This window comes from Nocardia sp. CDC160 (genome assembly GCF_035818795.1).
In the GTDB taxonomy this organism is placed as follows: domain Bacteria; phylum Actinomycetota; class Actinomycetes; order Mycobacteriales; family Mycobacteriaceae; genus Nocardia.
Map to the genome: position 1 here is coordinate 1 of NZ_JAYKYT010000003.1, position 17,220 is coordinate 17,220.

General features: G+C 66.7%; 13 protein-coding genes and 1 rRNA gene. 8 read left to right on the top strand and 6 right to left on the bottom strand.

The features are described 5' to 3' along the window. The 3 genes from VMT40_RS14580 to VMT40_RS14590 form a co-directional block, all read right to left on the bottom strand. Nucleotides 1-120 (bottom strand): 16S ribosomal RNA (locus tag VMT40_RS14580); the annotation flags it as partial. Nucleotides 121-578: 458 nt separating this feature from the next. Beyond that, nucleotides 579-4,250: a caspase, EACC1-associated type gene (locus VMT40_RS14585; protein ID WP_326358631.1), complete on the bottom strand. Its 3,672-nt coding sequence runs from the start codon at nt 4,248-4,250 to the stop codon at nt 579-581. Continuing rightward, nucleotides 4,247-4,717 (bottom strand): effector-associated constant component EACC1, encoded by a 471-nt coding sequence (locus VMT40_RS14590; RefSeq protein ID WP_326358633.1) that lies wholly within the window; start codon nt 4,715-4,717, stop codon nt 4,247-4,249. Before VMT40_RS14590 ends, VMT40_RS14585 begins: the two co-directional genes overlap by 4 nt. A gap of 112 nt (nt 4,718-4,829) precedes the next feature. Here VMT40_RS14590 and VMT40_RS14595 point away from each other — a divergent pair, with 112 nt between their 5' ends. Beyond that, nucleotides 4,830-5,435, top strand: coding sequence for a restriction endonuclease (locus VMT40_RS14595; protein WP_326358634.1), 606 nt, complete (start codon nt 4,830-4,832; stop codon nt 5,433-5,435). 202 nt (nt 5,436-5,637) lie between these two features. Continuing rightward, on the top strand, nt 5,638-7,065 hold the full coding sequence (locus VMT40_RS14600) for a sugar porter family MFS transporter (protein WP_326358635.1): 1,428 nt from the start codon (nt 5,638-5,640) through the stop codon (nt 7,063-7,065). Nucleotides 7,066-7,068: 3 nt separating this feature from the next. On the opposite strand, the gene tuf is transcribed toward VMT40_RS14600, so the two are convergent. Together tuf and VMT40_RS14610 are read right to left on the bottom strand one after the other, a co-directional pair. Then, nucleotides 7,069-8,265: an elongation factor Tu gene (gene tuf / locus VMT40_RS14605; protein WP_326307378.1), complete on the bottom strand. Its 1,197-nt coding sequence runs from the start codon at nt 8,263-8,265 to the stop codon at nt 7,069-7,071. 313 nt (nt 8,266-8,578) lie between these two features. Then, on the bottom strand, nt 8,579-9,214 hold the full coding sequence (locus tag VMT40_RS14610; RefSeq protein WP_326358636.1) for a hypothetical protein: 636 nt from the start codon (nt 9,212-9,214) through the stop codon (nt 8,579-8,581). 172 nt (nt 9,215-9,386) lie between these two features. Here VMT40_RS14610 and VMT40_RS14615 point away from each other — a divergent pair, with 172 nt between their 5' ends. Next, complete coding sequence (locus tag VMT40_RS14615; protein WP_326358637.1) at nt 9,387-10,892, top strand: leucyl aminopeptidase; 1,506 nt, start codon at nt 9,387-9,389, stop codon at nt 10,890-10,892. A 217-nt stretch (nt 10,893-11,109) separates the two neighbouring features. Here the strand turns inward: VMT40_RS14615 and VMT40_RS14620 are convergent, their stop codons facing one another. Continuing rightward, complete coding sequence (locus VMT40_RS14620; protein WP_326358638.1) at nt 11,110-11,466, bottom strand: oxidoreductase; 357 nt, start codon at nt 11,464-11,466, stop codon at nt 11,110-11,112. Nucleotides 11,467-11,951: 485 nt separating this feature from the next. Between VMT40_RS14620 and sucB the strand changes: the two genes are divergently transcribed. The 5 genes from sucB to lipA all read left to right on the top strand — a co-directional run bounded on the left by sucB (nt 11,952) and on the right by lipA (nt 17,174). Next, the gene (gene sucB, locus VMT40_RS14625; RefSeq protein WP_326358639.1) at nt 11,952-13,709 is read left to right on the top strand and encodes a 2-oxoglutarate dehydrogenase, E2 component, dihydrolipoamide succinyltransferase; all 1,758 of its coding nucleotides are present in this window, start codon (nt 11,952-11,954) and stop codon (nt 13,707-13,709) included. Nucleotides 13,710-13,733: 24 nt separating this feature from the next. Continuing rightward, nucleotides 13,734-14,633 (top strand): TIGR01777 family oxidoreductase, encoded by a 900-nt coding sequence (locus tag VMT40_RS14630; protein WP_326358641.1) that lies wholly within the window; start codon nt 13,734-13,736, stop codon nt 14,631-14,633. A gap of 147 nt (nt 14,634-14,780) precedes the next feature. Then, nucleotides 14,781-15,293 (top strand): GNAT family N-acetyltransferase, encoded by a 513-nt coding sequence (locus tag VMT40_RS14635; protein WP_326360189.1) that lies wholly within the window; start codon nt 14,781-14,783, stop codon nt 15,291-15,293. Then, nucleotides 15,287-16,120: a lipoyl(octanoyl) transferase LipB gene (gene lipB, locus VMT40_RS14640; RefSeq protein WP_442790019.1), complete on the top strand. Its 834-nt coding sequence runs from the start codon at nt 15,287-15,289 to the stop codon at nt 16,118-16,120. The genes VMT40_RS14635 and lipB overlap by 7 nt, the downstream gene beginning before the upstream one ends. A 10-nt stretch (nt 16,121-16,130) precedes the next feature. Further along, nucleotides 16,131-17,174 carry a lipoyl synthase gene (gene lipA / locus VMT40_RS14645; protein ID WP_326358643.1) on the top strand — a complete coding sequence of 348 codons (1,044 nt, stop codon included), beginning with the start codon at nt 16,131-16,133 and terminating at the stop codon, nt 17,172-17,174. The last annotated feature ends 46 nt before the right edge of the window (nt 17,175-17,220 follow it).

Sequence of the window (17,220 nt, forward strand, 5' to 3'; positions counted from 1 at the left end):
CACCCACGTGTTACTCACCCGTTCGCCGCTCGTGTACCCCGAAGGGCCTTACCGCTCGACTTGCATGTGTTAAGCACGCCGCCAGCGTTCGTCCTGAGCCAGGATCAAACTCTCCGTTGAAGACTCTCAATTACGCCCCGAAGAGCGGAATCGGAAGAATTAACCAGAGTCCGAAAACCTTGGCAAGAAAACGCCAGCTCGGAAATTAAGCTGACTAAAAATGTCCAACCACCCTCACGGGGGGAGAATGATTGGAACCAAATAAAATATTTGGCACTGACATTCATCGACACACTATTGAGTTCTCAAAGAACACACGCACAAGCCATCTCCCGGACGGTCAGCCCGTTCGATCGGCTAGGCAACTTTTCAAGCTTAGCTCGCGCCTCTCAGCGGATCCAAATCCGCTGGTCAGCTCGAACTAGTGTGATCGTCAGGCGCTCCTCGTCCAACCTCGTTTCCCAGGCCCTTGGGGCTCCGGGTCGGTGTCCGTGTCGCTCTGACCTGGAATAAGTTACGGGTTGCGGTGAACCAAAGTCAAATCGCCTCTCTACCTGCACTTTTCCCGGTACGTTGACTCATTGCGGTCGATACAGCTCCCATGCCGGGACACGGCGTGCGTCCGTTCGGTCGGCGAGATCGTTCAGGAGTTCACAGCGGCGCAGCATCATCCGGACGTGCCGGGCCGGATCGACGCCGGGCGCACTCCCCCGATCCAGCAGGAGAGCCGTGACGCTTTCGTCGTTCCAATCGATGCGGATGTCGGCGCGATGACCGAGTACGGGTGCGGCGAGTTGCACGGTCGCCGCGCCGGGCTGTACACGTTCTGCGCGGTAGAGACGAGTCAGGAGTTCGTCACCGCGCCCACTGGCAACCGCCGCTTCTCCCGCACCGGCGGTGATGAGGGCTCGCGTGACTCGGCGGTTCTCCCATACCCCCGGGTCCCCGATGACCAATAGATGACACCGAGCGCGTGTGATGGCGACGTTCCACAGATTCAGCTGCTTGTCGATCCAGTCGATGGAGCGAATCGCCATGGTACGGGTGGCGACCAGCGAGAACAGCATGATGTCGCACTCACCGCCCTGGAAAATATGCACCGTGCCCACTCGCACCCGATCCCGATGCCCGTTGAGCTTGCGACCAATCGCCTCCGCTTGGGCACGGAACGGCGTCACCACCCCGATGGTCGCGGTGGGTGGCAACAGGTCTGCGGCCAGTAGACGCCCGACCGTTTCGACCACCTCCGAGACCTCGGCCTCGTTGATCCATGAACCACGACTGTCTTGTTCGGCATGACCGGACACCGACCTCCACTCGATCGCACCTTCACCTCGCAGGCGGGGACGACCGCGCATATCGGTGAGAACGGTCAGCTGCCCGCCATAGAAGAGACGGTTCGCCACATCGGCAATGTCGGGGTGACATCGGAAATGCTCATCCAGCAACAGATGTCCGCCGATGGCCTGCTGGGCGGCGTGGAAGCTGGAGTCACGGAGGTAAGAGAGGCGGCGGTTGTCCAACCATGAATCAGACAGGCCCGATTCCTGTATGGCCCGTCCCTCCTGATTCGCGTCGATGCCAGGGATGTGCTGCAACTGCATTGGGTCACCGATGATCAGCGCGCGCCTGGCCCGGAAGAGTAGAGGCAGGACGTACGGAATCGCGCATTGGCTGGCCTCGTCGATGACTACGAGGTCGAATAGACCCGCGTCCGGCGGGAACCTGCGAGCTTTGAGGCAAGTCACAGCCCACGCACGTAGATAGGGCAACGCATTGCGCGTGGCCTTCCACTCGCTGGTGGTACGGAGCTTTTCGTGCAGTTCGGCGATGAAGGGTTGCCCGGCGCGGATGGCGGTGCGCACGCTGCGGTCGAGAAGTGCCGCGGACGCGGCTCGCACCGCAGCCTCGGCGGAATCGAGACTTTGGTGCAATGCCGAATCGAGGGGCAGTTCGGCTCGGCGGCGCTCCGCCGAGCGCCAAGTGCCCTCGGCACGAGCGAAACCCGCCAGGGCTGTGCACATTTCAGCGGACGAGTCCTCGAAACCGAAGCCTCGTAGGTACCACTTCCGACGCCACTTCGGGAAGTATTTCGTCACCGCCAGGCCGCCCGCCTTGGCGACCACGTCGTCGAGTTCGGTTTCTCCGAGTCGTTGCAACACCTCGGTGACGGACAGCCCCAGCTGTCCCGCCGATCGCTCGCGTTCCTGTCCAGCCCACAGCAGCGCCTGCTCGCATCCGGCGACCTCGGACAGGCTCTGCTGCCATTGAGCCAGCTGAAAATTGGCCCAGTCGAGCTCCGCGCTCGCGGTTTCCGCGGTGGTCTCGGGTCCGTCCAGCACGCGAAGCACGCCGAGCAGATCGGCTTCCTTCCCGCGGTTGGCCCAGGAACCCGTGCGCACCACGGAGCCCTCTACCAATTCGTCGCAGCGGCCCCAAACCTCGTCCACCGCAGTGTTATTGGTGGATGCCACGAGCACTTTTTGCCCGGAGGCCACCGCGGTGGCAACGAGATTCACGACCAGTTGACTCTTACCCGTACCTGGCGGACCGGTGGCCACGGTCAGCCGGTGCGCCATTGCGGAGCGGATTACAGATTCCTGAGCATCATTGCAGGGCATCGGCGTGACCAGCCGAATCGATTGGGGATCGCACTCCGGAGCGGGCGCGGACACCATCTCCAAACTGGGCGCCAGGGCCGCGAGGGCCGTCGCCTCGATGCGTCCCGGGGATTCTTCGATCTCGGCGAGGTCCTTCAACAGCTCCGTCGTCGGCCCCTTGGCCAGCTCGGCCAGGTACAGGACCGCGACATTCCGGGCGCCGTGCGGGAGGGTGCGGGTATCGATCGCGGGCGCCAGCCGATCCGGATGCAACTCCTGGACCTGAGCGAGCCCGAAGTCCTGCATCAGCACGTAGCGGATGTCCCGGGCCATTTTGTCGTGCTGTCCGGCATGCCAGGTCGGCTGATAGGTCTCGACGAAGTATTCGGCCTGCTCACCGCCGAGGAAGTCGGCGGCGAGGCGGGGGTGCGGGAGGACCGGACCCGTCGGACGCAACCTCGTCTCGTCGCCGAGGACGACAACCTCGACACGACGAATAAGCAAGGGCGCGAACACCTTCCGATCTCGACTATGAGGGTAGGAATCGAAGTAGACCGCGGGATAGCCGGTCCATAGTTCGCCGCCCTCGTCCTGTAGGCGAGCGATCAAATCGGTCGCGGCGTCCGGGACCGCCACACAGTCGTCCATGTCCAGGTCGCCCGACAGGAACCGCTCGACACCCGGAAGGCACACGTAGTCGTCACGCTTCTCGACGCTCAATAGCGCCGCTTGCAACGCCGCCGCTTCTACGCAGTTGCGGTAGTACGCAATAAGTTCCGGCCAGCCCGGGGTGGTCACAGACTTGCGGCCGGGCGATGGAGCGGTGCGCGCCCTGCCTGCTGGCCTGGGTTTCAAAGGTGCCAGTTGGGGTTCGACGCCCTGCGGGCACGAGGCGATGATGATGGCGTCGTCGACGATGCCGGATTTGACGGGAACCTGACGGCCAGCCGCCCGCATTCGCTCGTTCACATACTTGAAAAGGTGGTCCACCGGCACCAATCCGCTGCCGTCCAGGGCGGCCTTGCCGGTGCGCAGCGCCTCGATGACCTCGCCAGTGAACACCGAAGGCTGAATCCCGTGCTCGGTAACCGAGCCACCGAAGGAGTCCTGCCCGGCCCGGGAGGACGACAGGATGTAGACACCGCGACTGCTGCTGTCCAGAACTGCCTGTTCCGGTGCCTCGGACGTTCCCTTCGGCGGACGGTCGGAAGTACGGAATCCGACCGCGAATCCTCCGCTCTTGCAACAGTCGATCATGACGATCTTCTGATCTGCCACGCAGCCTTCCACCAGGCCGTTGACATCCCCTGCTGGGAGGGCGGTCTCCGCAACGCGGTCTCGATCGGTATCCGTTGTGACGAAATAGAATTCGCTGGTCCTCGGATCCCGGACGCCGTGCCCGGACAGGTAGAGGAAGGCGAGCTCGTCCTCCTCGCTCTCCTGAAAGAACTGCGCGATCTCCTCCCGCATCCGCGCGGTCGTCAGGTCGGCCACCCGACGGATTGGCCAGAATTGACCGATCTGGCGGTGCTTCAAGACCTGTTCCAGCAGCCAGGTGTCCGCACCGACCGACGGCAGCGGCTCGAAACGGCCGTCGGCGTAGATCTCCGTGCCGATCAGCAGTGCGCGGCGACGGAGCGGGCGGCTCATGGCAGCTCGCCATTCTCACCGTCGATTGCCGGTCCCGGTGGGGCGCCGAGAAAATGGTCGATGACCCGCTCCTGGGCGTCGGTGAGATCACCGGTGATGGTCACGGTGGTCGAATCACCCTTTCGGGACAATTCAACTCGTCGATGCCGATCGCGGCCGCACCACTCCTTGATTGCAGCGATGAGGACGGGTGCTGCCGTACTGCTCAGGCTGATCCACATACCGAAGTCAGCGACGCCGCCCTTGCTGCCCGGTTCGGCGACGACGGCGTGCTCGACGAATTCGACCCGCACGCCCGCGATATCGGCGATCGCATCGTTCAAACTCCGGGTCATTCGCTCGATTCGGAGCGAATCGGTACCTTTGCCCACCTCGATTTGCCAGCGCTGATCCATGCCACCCCTCCTTGGCGATCTTGCTCCACGGTCAGTATGCGCCGCAGTGCCGCTGTGACGCAGCGAATCCACAGAAAGACGACTAGTTGGTCCGAATTACGTTGGCGTACTTGGCCATTCAACCGGAATGCGCATGTTCCTCACGATATGGTGAATGCGCGACTCCGATCGGAGGGGGCAGCACATGGCCAGAAGACGCCGACCAGCGGATGGCGCCGCGTTGTTCTTCGTATTCGCCATTGCCGGTGCGCTCATTCTGGCTCGAATCATGCGGTTCGCCTCGGACAATCCCGTGCTCATGGCCGTCGCCGCGGCTGCGGTTGTGGTCCTCGTCGCGGGACCGTTCCTCTTGCGCGGCTATCTGACTCGACGCAGGCGGCACCTTGCACAGGCCCGATTCCTCAGCGTGCTGCCGTTTCATGAAATGGACTATTCGCAATTCGAGCACGCCATCGCGGCACTGTGTCGACGAGACGGATGCCCGAAGGCCGAGGTTACCGGGGGCGCGAACGACCGCGGGGCCGATGTTGTCGGGCGGATTCCGGATGGGCGGCGAATGGTCATTCAGGCGAAGCGGTACCGCATCAACAGACCTGTCGGGAGCGAGCACGTCCAGAAGTTCGGCGGCACCTGCTTCGACATCCTCGGGGCGGAATTCGCGGCGATCGTCACCACCTCGTATTTCACTCGGGAGGCGCGGAAGATTGCCCAGCTCAAGGGCATCGCGCTGGTCGACAACAAGGCCTTGGCCGCGTGGAAGGACGAATCGGGCCCGCCGCCGTGGCGCTGAGCGTCGCCGTGAGGATTCGCCCCTCGCTCACGTCGAGCGCAGCGCAGATCGTTGTGAGCTGCGCATTGTGGGTACGGCCAGGAGAACCGACCGATGGCGAGTAGCCACACGGCGTTGCCTGCCCGTTGACAAGCACTCGGGCGGCAACAATGGTCGAAACGCGGGTCGAAAAGGGAATACGGGGCGAGACGAAGGAGTCTTCGTGAGTTCAACGGTAGGAGCGCGAACACCCGGCGATCAGCGGGAAGGGGCGGACGCACTCGTCTACGTCGTGTTCATTACCGCCGCGGCCGCGATGGGCGGGTTCCTCTTCGGATACGACAGCTCGGTCATCAACGGCGCGGTCGAGGCCATCCGGGATCGGTACGACATCGGGTCGGCGACGCTCGCCCAGGTTGTCGCCATCGCATTGATCGGGTGCGCGGTCGGGGCCGCGATCGCGGGGCGGATCGCGGACCGGATCGGACGCACCTGGGTCATGCGGATCGCCGCGGCACTGTTCACCTGTAGTGCCATCGGGTCGGCACTGCCGTTCGCGCTGTGGGATCTGGCCATGTGGCGCGTGATCGGCGGCATCGGCATCGGCATGGCCTCGGTGATCGGGCCCGCCTACATCGCGGAGGTGTCGCCGCCCGCGTATCGCGGTCGGCTGGCGTCGTTCCAGCAGGCGGCCATCGTGGTCGGCATCGCAACCTCGCAGCTGGTGAACTTCGCGATCCTGAAGATGGCGGGCAGCGAGCAACGCGGACACCTCGGCGGACTCGAGGCCTGGCAGTGGATGCTCGGCGTCATGGTGGTGCCCGCGGCGCTGTACTTCCTGTTCTCCTTCACCATTCCGGAGTCGCCGCGCTACCTCATCTCCGTCGGCAAGGTCGACAAGGCCAAGGAGGTGCTCTCCGAGGTCGAGGGCGGCAGCAGCAATCTCGACCAGCGCGTCGCGGAGATCAAGCTGGCCATGCACACCGAGACCCGGTCCACCTTCAAGGATCTGCTCGGCGGCAAGCTCGGCTTCCTGCCGATCGTGTGGATCGGTATCGGGCTGTCGGTGTTCCAGCAGCTGGTCGGCATCAATGTCGTCTTCTACTACTCCGCCACCCTGTGGCAGTCGGTCGGCATCGACCCGTCGAGCTCGTTCTTCTACTCCTTCACGACCTCGATCATCAATATCGTGGGCACCGTGATCGCCATGGTGCTGGTCGACCGGATCGGCCGGAAACCGTTGGCGCTCATCGGATCCACGGGCATGGCGATCTCGCTGGGCCTGGAAGCGTGGGCGTTCTCGTACAAGACCGGCTCCGGCGACAACGTGAGCCTCCCCCACGCGCAGGGCATCGTGGCGCTGGTCTCCGCGCACACCTTCGTGCTGTTCTTCGCCCTCTCCTGGGGCGTCGTCGTGTGGGTGCTGCTCGGCGAGATGTTCCCCAACCGGCTGCGTGCCGCCGCCCTCGGTGTGGCCGCGTCCGCGCAGTGGATCGCCAACTGGGTCATCACCGCCAGCTTCCCCAGCCTGGCGGATTGGAACCTGTCGGGTACCTACGTCATCTACACCGCCTTCGCCGTGCTCTCGATCCCGTTCGTGCTCAAGTGGGTTCCCGAGACCAAGGGCAAGGCGCTCGAAGAGATGGGCTGAGCCCTATTTGATGATCTTGGTGATTTGACCCGCGCCGACGGTCCGCCCGCCCTCGCGAATCGCGAACTTGAGGCCGAGCTCCATGGCGATGGGTTGGATCAGCACCACTTCCATCGACACGTTGTCACCGGGGAGGACCATCTCGACCTCCTTCGGGAGCGTCACCACCCCGGTGACATCGGTTGTGCGGAAGTAGAACTGGGGCCGGTAGTTGTTGAAGAACGGCGTGTGACGGCCGCCCTCCTCCTTCGACAGGATGTAGGCCTGACCCTCGAACTGGGTGTGCGGGGTGACCGACCCCGGCTTGATGACGCACTGGCCGCGCTCCACATCCTCGCGCTTGATGCCGCGCAGCAGCAGGCCCACGTTCTCCCCGGCCTGGCCCTCGTCCAACAGCTTCCGGAACATTTCGATGCCGGTGACGGTGGTCTTGGTGGTCTTCGGGCGAATGCCGACGATCTCGACCTCGGCATTCACCTTCAGCACGCCGCGCTCGATGCGCCCGGTGACCACGGTGCCGCGCCCGGTGATAGTGAAGACGTCCTCGATGGGCATGAGGAACGGTTTCTCCACCTCGCGCGTGGGGGTATCGATCCAATCGTCGACCGCGGCCAGGAGTTCGGTGATGGTCTCGCCCCACTCACCGGTCGGATTCTCCAGCGCCTGGAACGCCGAGACCCGCACGATCGGCGTGTTGTCCCCGTCGAACTCGTACTCGTTGAGCAGATCGCTCACCTCGAGCTCGACCAGCTCCAGGATCTCCTCGTCCTCGACCATGTCGCACTTGTTCAGTGCCACAACCATTTTCGGCACGCCGACCTGCCGCGCCAGGATCACGTGCTCCTTGGTTTGCGGCATCGGCCCGTCGGTGGCGGCGACCACCAGGATCGCGCCGTCCATCTGCGCCGCGCCGGTGATCATGTTCTTGATGTAGTCCGCGTGCCCCGGGCAGTCGACATGCGCGTAATGCCGCTTCTCCGTTTGGTATTCGACATGCGCGATGGAGATCGTGATGCCGCGCTGACGCTCCTCGGGAGCCTTGTCGATGGCCTCGAACGGGGTGAAGGGGTTCAGGTCCGGATGTTTCTCGTGCAGGACCCGGGTGATCGCCGCCGTGAGTGTGGTTTTGCCGTGGTCGATGTGGCCGATGGTGCCCACGTTGACATGCGGCTTCGTCCGCTGAAACTTCGCCTTCGCCACTGGAGACCTCCTGTGCGCCGTGCGATTGCGGGCACCGGAGGGTGGGGACACCGCGAAGTCATGCCCGACGGCGGTGTCGGAATCCAGGGTATTTCCGGGAGGGTCCGGAAAGGTCGGGAAACGGGTGAAACACCCGTAGAGGGCGGTTGACGAATTCGGCTCGGGCCATTGGTTTTCCATTGGTTCGCCATTGGCGTCCGGGCCGACAGTTGCCCCGACGCCGACGGGACGGTCGGAGGTCGCCGAGTGGCACACGGCTCGGGCGGTTCGGGGGGCGGATCCCTCGAACCGTGTGCCACTCAGCGGCTTCCGGTCAGTTCGCGCCGGGCTCGCCCGCGGGCGGCACCGGCGAATAGGGCTCGGCCGGATTGCCCTGGACCGCGGGGATGCACACCCATTCGCCGTCGCCGGTCAGACCCCACTGGGCGATGATGCCGTCGTGCGAGCAGTCGTCGCCGACCTTGTGCGGATCCCGGCCCTGCTCCTGAGGAATGCAGATCCACGCACCGGTCGGGGACAGACCCCACTGGGCGACGATGCCGTCATGGGAGCAGTCGTCACCCACCTGATGCGGGTCGCGGCCCTGGCCCTGGGGTTCGCACACCCATTGGCCGTTGCGTTGATTCCACTGGGCGACGATGTTGTCGTGCGAGCAGTCGTCGCCGATTTTGCGGGCGGGCTGGGCGGCGGTGGTCGTCGTGGGCGGGACGACGAACTTGGGTCCGGTAGTGGGCGGGAGGGGATTCGCCGACGATGGCTTCGAGGTGACGGCGGACGAGGTGGTGCTGGGTGTGGTGCCGGACTTGTCGTCCTTGCGATTGACCAGCACACCCACCGCGAATGCGATGGCCAGGGCCGCGATGGCGACCGCGGCGATGGCGATGGTGCGCGCCTTGTTACCGCCGCTACCAGGAGGTGTGCCGTTCTGGCCGGATTCGGGTGACGCCATTGTCGTGTCCCTTTCATGCCGGAGCGATTCGGGAAAGCCCTGCCGGAGGGCAAATACCCACCGGCGACACACACAAACAGCAATCTAATAGCAATCGCGAGGGTGGCCGGGGTCGAATCCCGGTTCACGCCCAAACCGCTGCCGTCGCACCGGCGCAGTAACGTGGGCAGTTATGACAGCTGTTGCAGATCGTTCGCTCGGGCCGGAACTAGTGCGTACCGAGGGCATCGGGGAGGCCGATGTTCTCGTGATTGGACTCACCACGTCGGACGACGGGCCGGTTATCGCGCCCGCCGACGCGTTCGAGGACGTGCTGGATCCAGACACGCGGGCGGCGTTGCAGACGGCGCTACGCGCGGTCGGGGCCAAGGGCAAGGCCGAGGAGGTCACCCGGGTTCCGGCTCCGGCCGGGCTGGGTGTGGATTTCGTGCTGGCGGTCGGGCTGGGCGCGGCCGACAAGATCGATGCCGAGCAGGTGCGCAAGTCGGCCGGTGCGGCCGGCCGGGCGCTGACCGGGGTCGCGACCGCGGTCACCACGCTGTCGGGGCTGGATCTGGGTGCCGCGGCCGAGGGGTTTTACCTGGGCGCGTACCAGTTCACCGCGTTCAAGTCGGCCAAGTCCGCGCCGAAGCCGGAGGAGCAGCCGGTCAAGCGGGTCGAATTGCTGGTCGCCGAACCGGGATTCGGGGAAGAGGAGCTGTTCCGGGCGCAGGCGGTCGCCGAAGCCGTCGCCACCGCACGGGATTTCGTCAATACCCCGCCCAATGATCTGTTCCCCGCCGAATTCGCCAATCGCGCAGCCGAATTGGCCAAGGCGGCCGGACTGCAGGTGGAGATCCTCGACGAGAAGGAACTCGAAACCCAGGGCTACGGCGGCATTCTCGGCGTCGGCAAGGGCTCCTCGCGGCCGCCGCGGCTGATCCGCATCACCTACGCGGGCGGCGACCCGAAGGTGGCGCTGATCGGCAAGGGCATCACCTTCGACACCGGCGGCATCTCCATCAAGCCCGCGCAGTCCATGGAGAACATGACCTCCGATATGGGCGGCGCGGCGGCGGTCATCGCCACCACCCTGCTGGCGGCGCGACTGAGCCTGCCGCTCACCGTGATCGCGACCGTGCCCATGGCCGAGAACATGCCCTCGGCCACCGCGCAGCGGCCCGGTGACGTGCTCACCCAGTACGGCGGCACCACCGTCGAGGTCATCAATACCGATGCCGAGGGCCGCCTGATCCTCGCCGACGCCATCGTGCGCGCGGGCGAGGACGAGCCCGACTACCTCATCGATGTCGCGACCCTCACCGGCGCGCAGATGGTGGCGCTGGGCACCCGCACCCCGGGCGTCATGGGTACCGACGCCTTCCGCGACCGGGTCGCGCGCATCTCCCAGGAGATCGGCGAGAACGCCTGGCCCATGCCGCTTCCCGCGGAACTGCGCGCCGACATCAACTCCAAGATCGCCGACCTGGCGAACGTCGCGTCGCACCGGTGGGGCGGGATGCTCTCGGCCGGTCTGTTCCTGAAGGAGTTCGTGCCGGAGTCGGTCCAGTGGGCCCACCTCGACGTCGCCGGACCGGCCTACAACACCGGCGGACCCTTCGGCTACATCGGCAAGGGCGGCACCGGCGTCCCGGTCCGCACCCTGATCAGCACCCTCGAGGACATCGCCGCCGAGTAATCGGGTAGCCCTCATGGACGCCCGCCTCCGCTCACGCACGGTGGCGGGCGTCCGTCGTCAGGGCGGCCGGTCCGGTCCCCGGCCTATCGCCGTCTTGGCACTCGGTGGTGTGAGGCAGCCGGAGAATGACCGAACGCCCGCCACGCTCGCGGCTGTGGTGGGCGTCCGTCGTCAGAGGGTCTGGGCGGCTGGCGAAGCCGGTGGTGAAGGGCCGGGGTCAGGGGCGGGTGTCGTCGGACAGTTCCCATTCGGCGGCGCGGCGTTCGAGGATGCGGCGGCGGGATTCGTAGTCGCGCATGCGTTGGGGGTAGCCGACGCGGCGGGCGTCGTAGACGGGGATACCGAGGGCGGCGGAGAGGCGTTGGGCGCCGCGTTCGCCGACCACGCGGCGGGTCCATTCGCCGTCGTGGGCGACCAGCATGACGGAGACGTCGGAGACCGTGGTGCGCGGTTCGACGAAAGCCTCGACGCCGTAATGGTTTCGCGTCCACGCGGTCAGATGCGCCATCGCCTCGGGGTCGATGTCACCGCGACGAGCCGTCCCGCCGCGCCCGAACAGATCCAGGAAAGCCATCCCGAAACCTCCTCTCCGAAGCGGACTACACACCGCCGGATACTTCGATACTGCCCAGCTCACACCCCCTCCGCCACCCCACCCCCCAACTCCTAAGCACCCCCACAGAATCCCTTCAGCCCCACCTCAGCCCACCCCGCCGAGTGGCACAGCCCGGCGGCGATTCCGAACAAATCCCCGCCAGGATGTGCCACTCGGCGAGTGGACGTGATACGTGTCATGGGATCCCGTCAATCCCGGGTCATGCCAGGGAGATTCCGTGCTCTCGGTGGGGGTGGCGACACGGGGAGGTCGGTGCAACGGCCGCCCTGTGACACGCCGCACCCAGACAAGTGCAAGGATGGGTGGTTGGAACAAGAACCAATACGGATCTCCGGTGCCATCGAGCGTTCGGTGGCCGTCGGGACGACATCGCGACCCGCGGTGCCATGCCCGCTGAGAGACGAACTGTTTAACCCGACGAGCAGTCAGAGGAGTCAACGGACATGACCTTCTCCGTCCAGATGCCAGCTCTTGGTGAGAGCGTCACCGAGGGCACTGTGACCAGGTGGCTGAAGAAGGAAGGAGACACGGTCGAGGTCGACGAGCCGCTGCTCGAGGTCTCCACCGACAAGGTCGACACCGAGATCCCGTCCCCGGCCGCAGGCGTTCTCGTGAAGATCGTCGCCCAGGAGGACGACGTGATCGAGGTCGGTGGCGAGCTCGGCGTGATCGGTGATGCCGGATCCGCTCCGGCCCCGGCCTCCGCCCCGGCCCCCGAGGCCGCACCCGCTCCCGAGGCCGCACCCGCTCCCGCCCCGGCCCCCGCGCAGGAAGCCGCCCCGGCCCCGCAGCCCGCCGCGCAGGCTCCCGCCGCCGCGCCCGCTCCGGCCGCCGCCTCCGGAACCCCGGTCAAGATGCCGGAACTCGGTGAGTCCGTCACCGAGGGCACTGTCACCCGCTGGCTCAAGCAGGTCGGCGATCAGGTCGCCGTCGACGAGCCACTGCTGGAGGTGTCCACCGACAAGGTCGACACCGAGATCCCGTCGCCGGTCGCGGGCACGCTGCTCGAGATCTCCGCGAACGAGGACGATGTGGTCGCCGTCGGCGGTCAGCTGGGTGTCATCGGCAGCGGCTCGCCCGCCGCCGCGCCCGCGCCTGCCCCGGCTCCGGCTCCCGAACCTGCCCCGGCTCCCGCGCCCGCGCCTGCTCCGGCTCCGGCCGCCGCGGCTCCCGCGCCCGCCCCGGCCCCCACTCCGGCCCCGGCCCCCAAGCCCGCCGTGATCCCGGCCGCGGCCACCCCGGCCGAGGAGCCCTCCTCCAACGGCGGCCCCTACGTGACCCCGCTGGTGCGAAAGCTGGCCGCGGAGAACAACGTCGACCTCGCCTCGATCACCGGTTCCGGTGTCGGCGGCCGCATCCGCAAGCAGGATGTGCTGGCCGCCGCGGAGGCCAAGAAGGCTCCGGCCCCGGCCGCCGCGCCCGCGCCCGCCGCCGCGAAGGCCGCCCCGGCCGCCGCCGCATCGCGTCCGTCGCTGTCGCATCTGCCCGGCACGGTCCAGAAGGCCAGCCGCATCCGGCAGATCACCGCGACCAAGACCCTCGAGTCGCTGCAGACCACCGCGCAGCTGACCCAGGTGCACGAGGTCGACATGACCAAGATCGCGTCCCTGCGCAACCGCGCCAAGGCCGCGTTCAAGCAGCGTGAGGGCGTGAACCTCACGTTCCTGCCGTTCTACGCCAAGGCCGTCATCGAGGCGCTGGCCGTGCACCCGAACATCAACGCCTCCTACAACTCCGAGACCAAGGAGATCACCTACCACTCGGTGGTCAACCTGGGTATCGCGGTCGACACCGAGCAGGGCCTGCTCTCGCCGGTCATCCACAATGCCAACGACCTGTCGCTGGCCGGACTGGCCCGGGCCATCGCCGATATCGCCAACCGGGCGCGCAACGGCGGCCTGAAGCCGGACGAGCTGGCCAACGGCACCTTCACCATCACCAATATCGGCTCGAACGGCGCGCTGTTCGACACCCCGATCCTGGTGCCGCCGCAGGCCGCCGAGCTGGGCACCGGCGCGATCGTCAAGCGCCCCATGGTGATCAGCGACGACGGCAACGAGTTCATCGGCATCCGTTCGATGGCCTACCTGCCGCTCACCTACGATCACCGCCTCATCGACGGCGCCGACGCGGGTCGCTTCCTGACCACCGTCAAGCACCGGCTCGAGGAAGCGGCCTTCGAAGGCGACCTCGGCCTGTAAGGCGGATGCGGTGGGGCTGATCGGATGAAGGTCGTGGTCGCCGGGTCCTCCGGTCTGATCGGGACGGCGCTCGTCGCGGCATTGCGCCGCGACGGGCACCAGGTCACCCGCCTGGTACGCCGTCCCGTCCACGCCCGCGACGAATTCACCTGGGACCCGGCCCGATCGCATCTGGACGAACGCGCGCTGCGCGATGCCGACGCCGTGGTGAACCTGTGCGGCGCCGGTATCGGGCGGCGGCGTTGGAACGGCAGCTACAAACAGGAATTGCGCGACAGCCGCATCGTGCCGACCGATGTGCTGGCCTCCGCGGTCGCCGCGGCGGGGGTGCCGACGCTGATCAATGCCAGCGGCGTGCACTACTACGGCGGTGACAGCGGGGACCGGGTCGTCACCGAAACCTCCCCCGCCGGAACGGGTTTCCTGGCCGGACTGTGCGCGGACTGGGAGGCGGCCACCGAGCAGGCCAGCGACGCGGGTGTGCGCACGGTGCTGCTGCGCTCGGCCGTGGTGTTGGCGCGGCACGGCGGCATGCTCGGGATGCTCTATCCGCTGTATTTTCTCGGGCTCGGCGGGCGATTGGGCAGCGGACGACAGTACGTGCCGTGGATCTCCCTCGACGACGAGGTCGGCGCGATCATTTACGCGCTCACGCACGAAAACCTTTCCGGCCCGGTCAATATGGTGGGTCCCGCGCCGGTCACCAATGCCGAGTTCACCCGCGCCATCGGCCGTGTCATGCACCGGCCCACTCCCCTGATGGTCCCCGCCTTCGCGCTGCGACTTGCCGTCGGCGAATTCGCGGACGAGGGAATTCTGCACGGCCCCAGGGCGATTCCCGCCGTTCTGGAAGCGGCCGGATATCAATTCCAGCACCCCACCGTCGGGGCGGCGTTGACCGCAACGCTGGGTCGTTCCGACTAGTCAGGCGAACCCCGTGCGCCGGAGGGCATCCCGCTCTCGGCCATTCGGGTCGCGGTCCCGCACCGTACGCGGCCGAAACCGCGGGCGCGGCGCACGTCACAGCACCCGCGTCGATACCGTGTCGATGTGACCAATCATTCGTCCGAGCTGCTGGTCCGGGACGCGCGCGAGAGCGATCTGCCGGAGATCCTGGTGATCCACAACAACGCCATCGCCGAGACCACTGCCATCTGGGATACCGAGCCCGCCGACCTGGACGAGCGCAAGGCGTGGTTCGCGACGCGGACCGGGGCCGGGCATCCGGTGCTGGTGGCCGAGATCGACGGCCAGGTGGCGGGCTACGCCAGCTACGGGCAGTTCCGGCCCAAGTCCGGCTACCGCTTCTCGATCGAGAATTCGGTGTACGTGACAGATATATTCCAGCGGCGCGGAGTCGCCACGGCTTTGATGAGCGAGCTGCTGGAGCGGGCGCGCCGGGGCGAGGTGCACGCCATGATCGCCGCGATCGAGTCGAGTAACCGCACGTCGATCGCCCTGCACGAGAAATTCGGGTTCACGATCGTGGGACAGCTGCCGGAAGTCGGCCTCAAATTCGGCCGCTGGCTGGACCTGACGCTCATGCAACTGACCTTCGCCGAAGGGGTAACGTCGCAATCGTGAGTGAGAGCAGTACGGCCACCGCACCGTTACCCTGTGCGGTATCCGCCCGCTTCGACGGCACACCCCTCGTCGTCGAGAATCTGGGCCTCATCGATTACCAGGAAGCCTGGGATCTGCAGCGGAAAATCGCCGACGAGCGCGCCGACAACATCGGTCAGGACCGGCTGCTCCTGCTGGAACACCCCTTCGTCTTCACCGCGGGCCGCCGCACCGAGCCGCAGGATCTGCCGGTCGACGGCAGCCCGGTGATCGAGGTGGATCGCGGCGGCAAGATCACCTGGCACGGGCCGGGGCAACTCGTCGGCTATCCGATCGTGCGGCTCGTCGAACCCGTCGACGTGGTCGCCTACGTGCGTCGGCTCGAGGAAGCGCTCATCGAGGTGTGCGCCCGGCTGGGGCTGGAAGCCGGTCGCGTGGAAGGCCGTTCGGGCGTGTGGGTTCCGGAGTCGGAGACGCTGCCCGAGCGCAAGGTCGCGGCCATCGGCGTGCGTGTTCAGCGCGGGGTCACCCTGCACGGGATCTCGCTGAACTGCAATTCCAGCCTGGACGGGTTCGACGCGATCGTGCCGTGCGGGATTCGCGACGCCGGTGTCACCACGTTGAGCCGTGAGCTCGGTCGGGAGGTGACCGTGGACGAGGTGCGGCCGCTGGTGGCCGACGCCATCGCGCGGGCCCTCGACGGCGAGTTGAAGGTGACCCCGCACATCGTGGCCCGCTGCGCGAAGGCCGCCGCCGAATGCCCCGAGCCGATTCCCGCGTCAACAACCGATCAGTTCCCGGTGGTGCCCACAGCCGTGCCCGCCGAGGCGAAACGATCACGAGCGTAGGGTGGACCAAGTGACCTCCGTCGATACCCCGACACCCCCGAATGGACCGGCCGCACCCAACGGCCGCAAGCTGCTGCGCATCGAGGCCCGCAATGCCGAGACCCCGATCGAGCGCAAGCCCTCCTGGATCCGCACCCGCGCGACCATGGGCCCCGAGTACACCGAACTCAAGGGCCTGGTGAAACGCGAAGGGCTGCACACGGTCTGCGAGGAAGCCGGATGTCCGAACATCTTCGAGTGTTGGGAAGACCGCGAGGCCACCTTCCTCATCGGCGGCGAGCAGTGCACGCGGCGCTGTGACTTCTGCCAGATCGACACCGGCAAGCCCGCCGCCCTCGACCGCGACGAGCCGCGGCGCGTGGCCGAGTCGGTGCAGGCCATGGGGCTGCGGTACTCCACCGTCACCGGTGTCGCCCGCGATGATCTCGAGGACGGCGGCGCGTGGCTGTACGCCGAGACCGTGCGCGCCATCAAGCGGCTCAACCCGCACACCGGCGTCGAGCTGCTGATCCCGGACTTCAACGCCGTCCCCGAGCAGCTGGCCGAGGTGTTCGATTCGCGGCCCGAGGTTTTGGCGCACAACCTGGAGACGGTGCCGCGCATCTTCAAGCGCATCCGTCCCGCGTTCCGCTACGAGCGCTCGCTGGCGGTCATCACCGCGGCGCGTGAGGCCGGGCTGGTCACCAAGTCGAACCTGATCCTGGGCATGGGCGAGACCCCCGAGGAAGTCACCCAGGCGCTGCGTGATCTGCACGAGGCCGGGACCGACATCATCACCATCACCCAGTACCTGCGGCCCTCGCCGCGGCACCACCCGGTCGACCGGTGGGTGAAGCCCGAGGAGTTCGTCGCCCACTCCAAGGCGGCCGAGGAGATGGGCTTCGCCGGGGTGATGGCGGGGCCGCTGGTGCGCTCGTCCTACCGCGCGGGTCGGCTCTACGCGCAGGCCATGCGGCACCACGGGCGGGAGATCTCGCCGGAGATGGCGCACCTGGCCGACGAGGGCAGCGCGGCCCAGGAGGCCACCAGCGTGTTGGCCCGTTTCGGTTCGTAGCCAATCGAATTCGCCGCGCGCCGCATTCCCATTCGGAGTGCGGCGC

What these genes read in the sequence shown, in the direction of transcription:
- VMT40_RS14620 (WP_326358638.1), bottom strand. Translation starts at nt 11,466, where the DNA reads ATGGCTTTCCTGGATCTGTTCGGGCGCGGCGGGACGGCTCGTCGCGGT.
- VMT40_RS14610 (WP_326358636.1), bottom strand. Translation starts at nt 9,214, where the DNA reads ATGGCGTCACCCGAATCCGGCCAGAACGGCACACCTCCTGGTAGCGGC.
- sucB (WP_326358639.1), top strand. Translation starts at nt 11,952, where the DNA reads ATGACCTTCTCCGTCCAGATGCCAGCTCTTGGTGAGAGCGTCACCGAG.
- VMT40_RS14630 (WP_326358641.1), top strand. Translation starts at nt 13,734, where the DNA reads ATGAAGGTCGTGGTCGCCGGGTCCTCCGGTCTGATCGGGACGGCGCTC.
- VMT40_RS14595 (WP_326358634.1), top strand. Translation starts at nt 4,830, where the DNA reads ATGGCCAGAAGACGCCGACCAGCGGATGGCGCCGCGTTGTTCTTCGTA.
- VMT40_RS14585 (WP_326358631.1), bottom strand. Translation starts at nt 4,250, where the DNA reads ATGAGCCGCCCGCTCCGTCGCCGCGCACTGCTGATCGGCACGGAGATC.
- VMT40_RS14615 (WP_326358637.1), top strand. Translation starts at nt 9,387, where the DNA reads ATGACAGCTGTTGCAGATCGTTCGCTCGGGCCGGAACTAGTGCGTACC.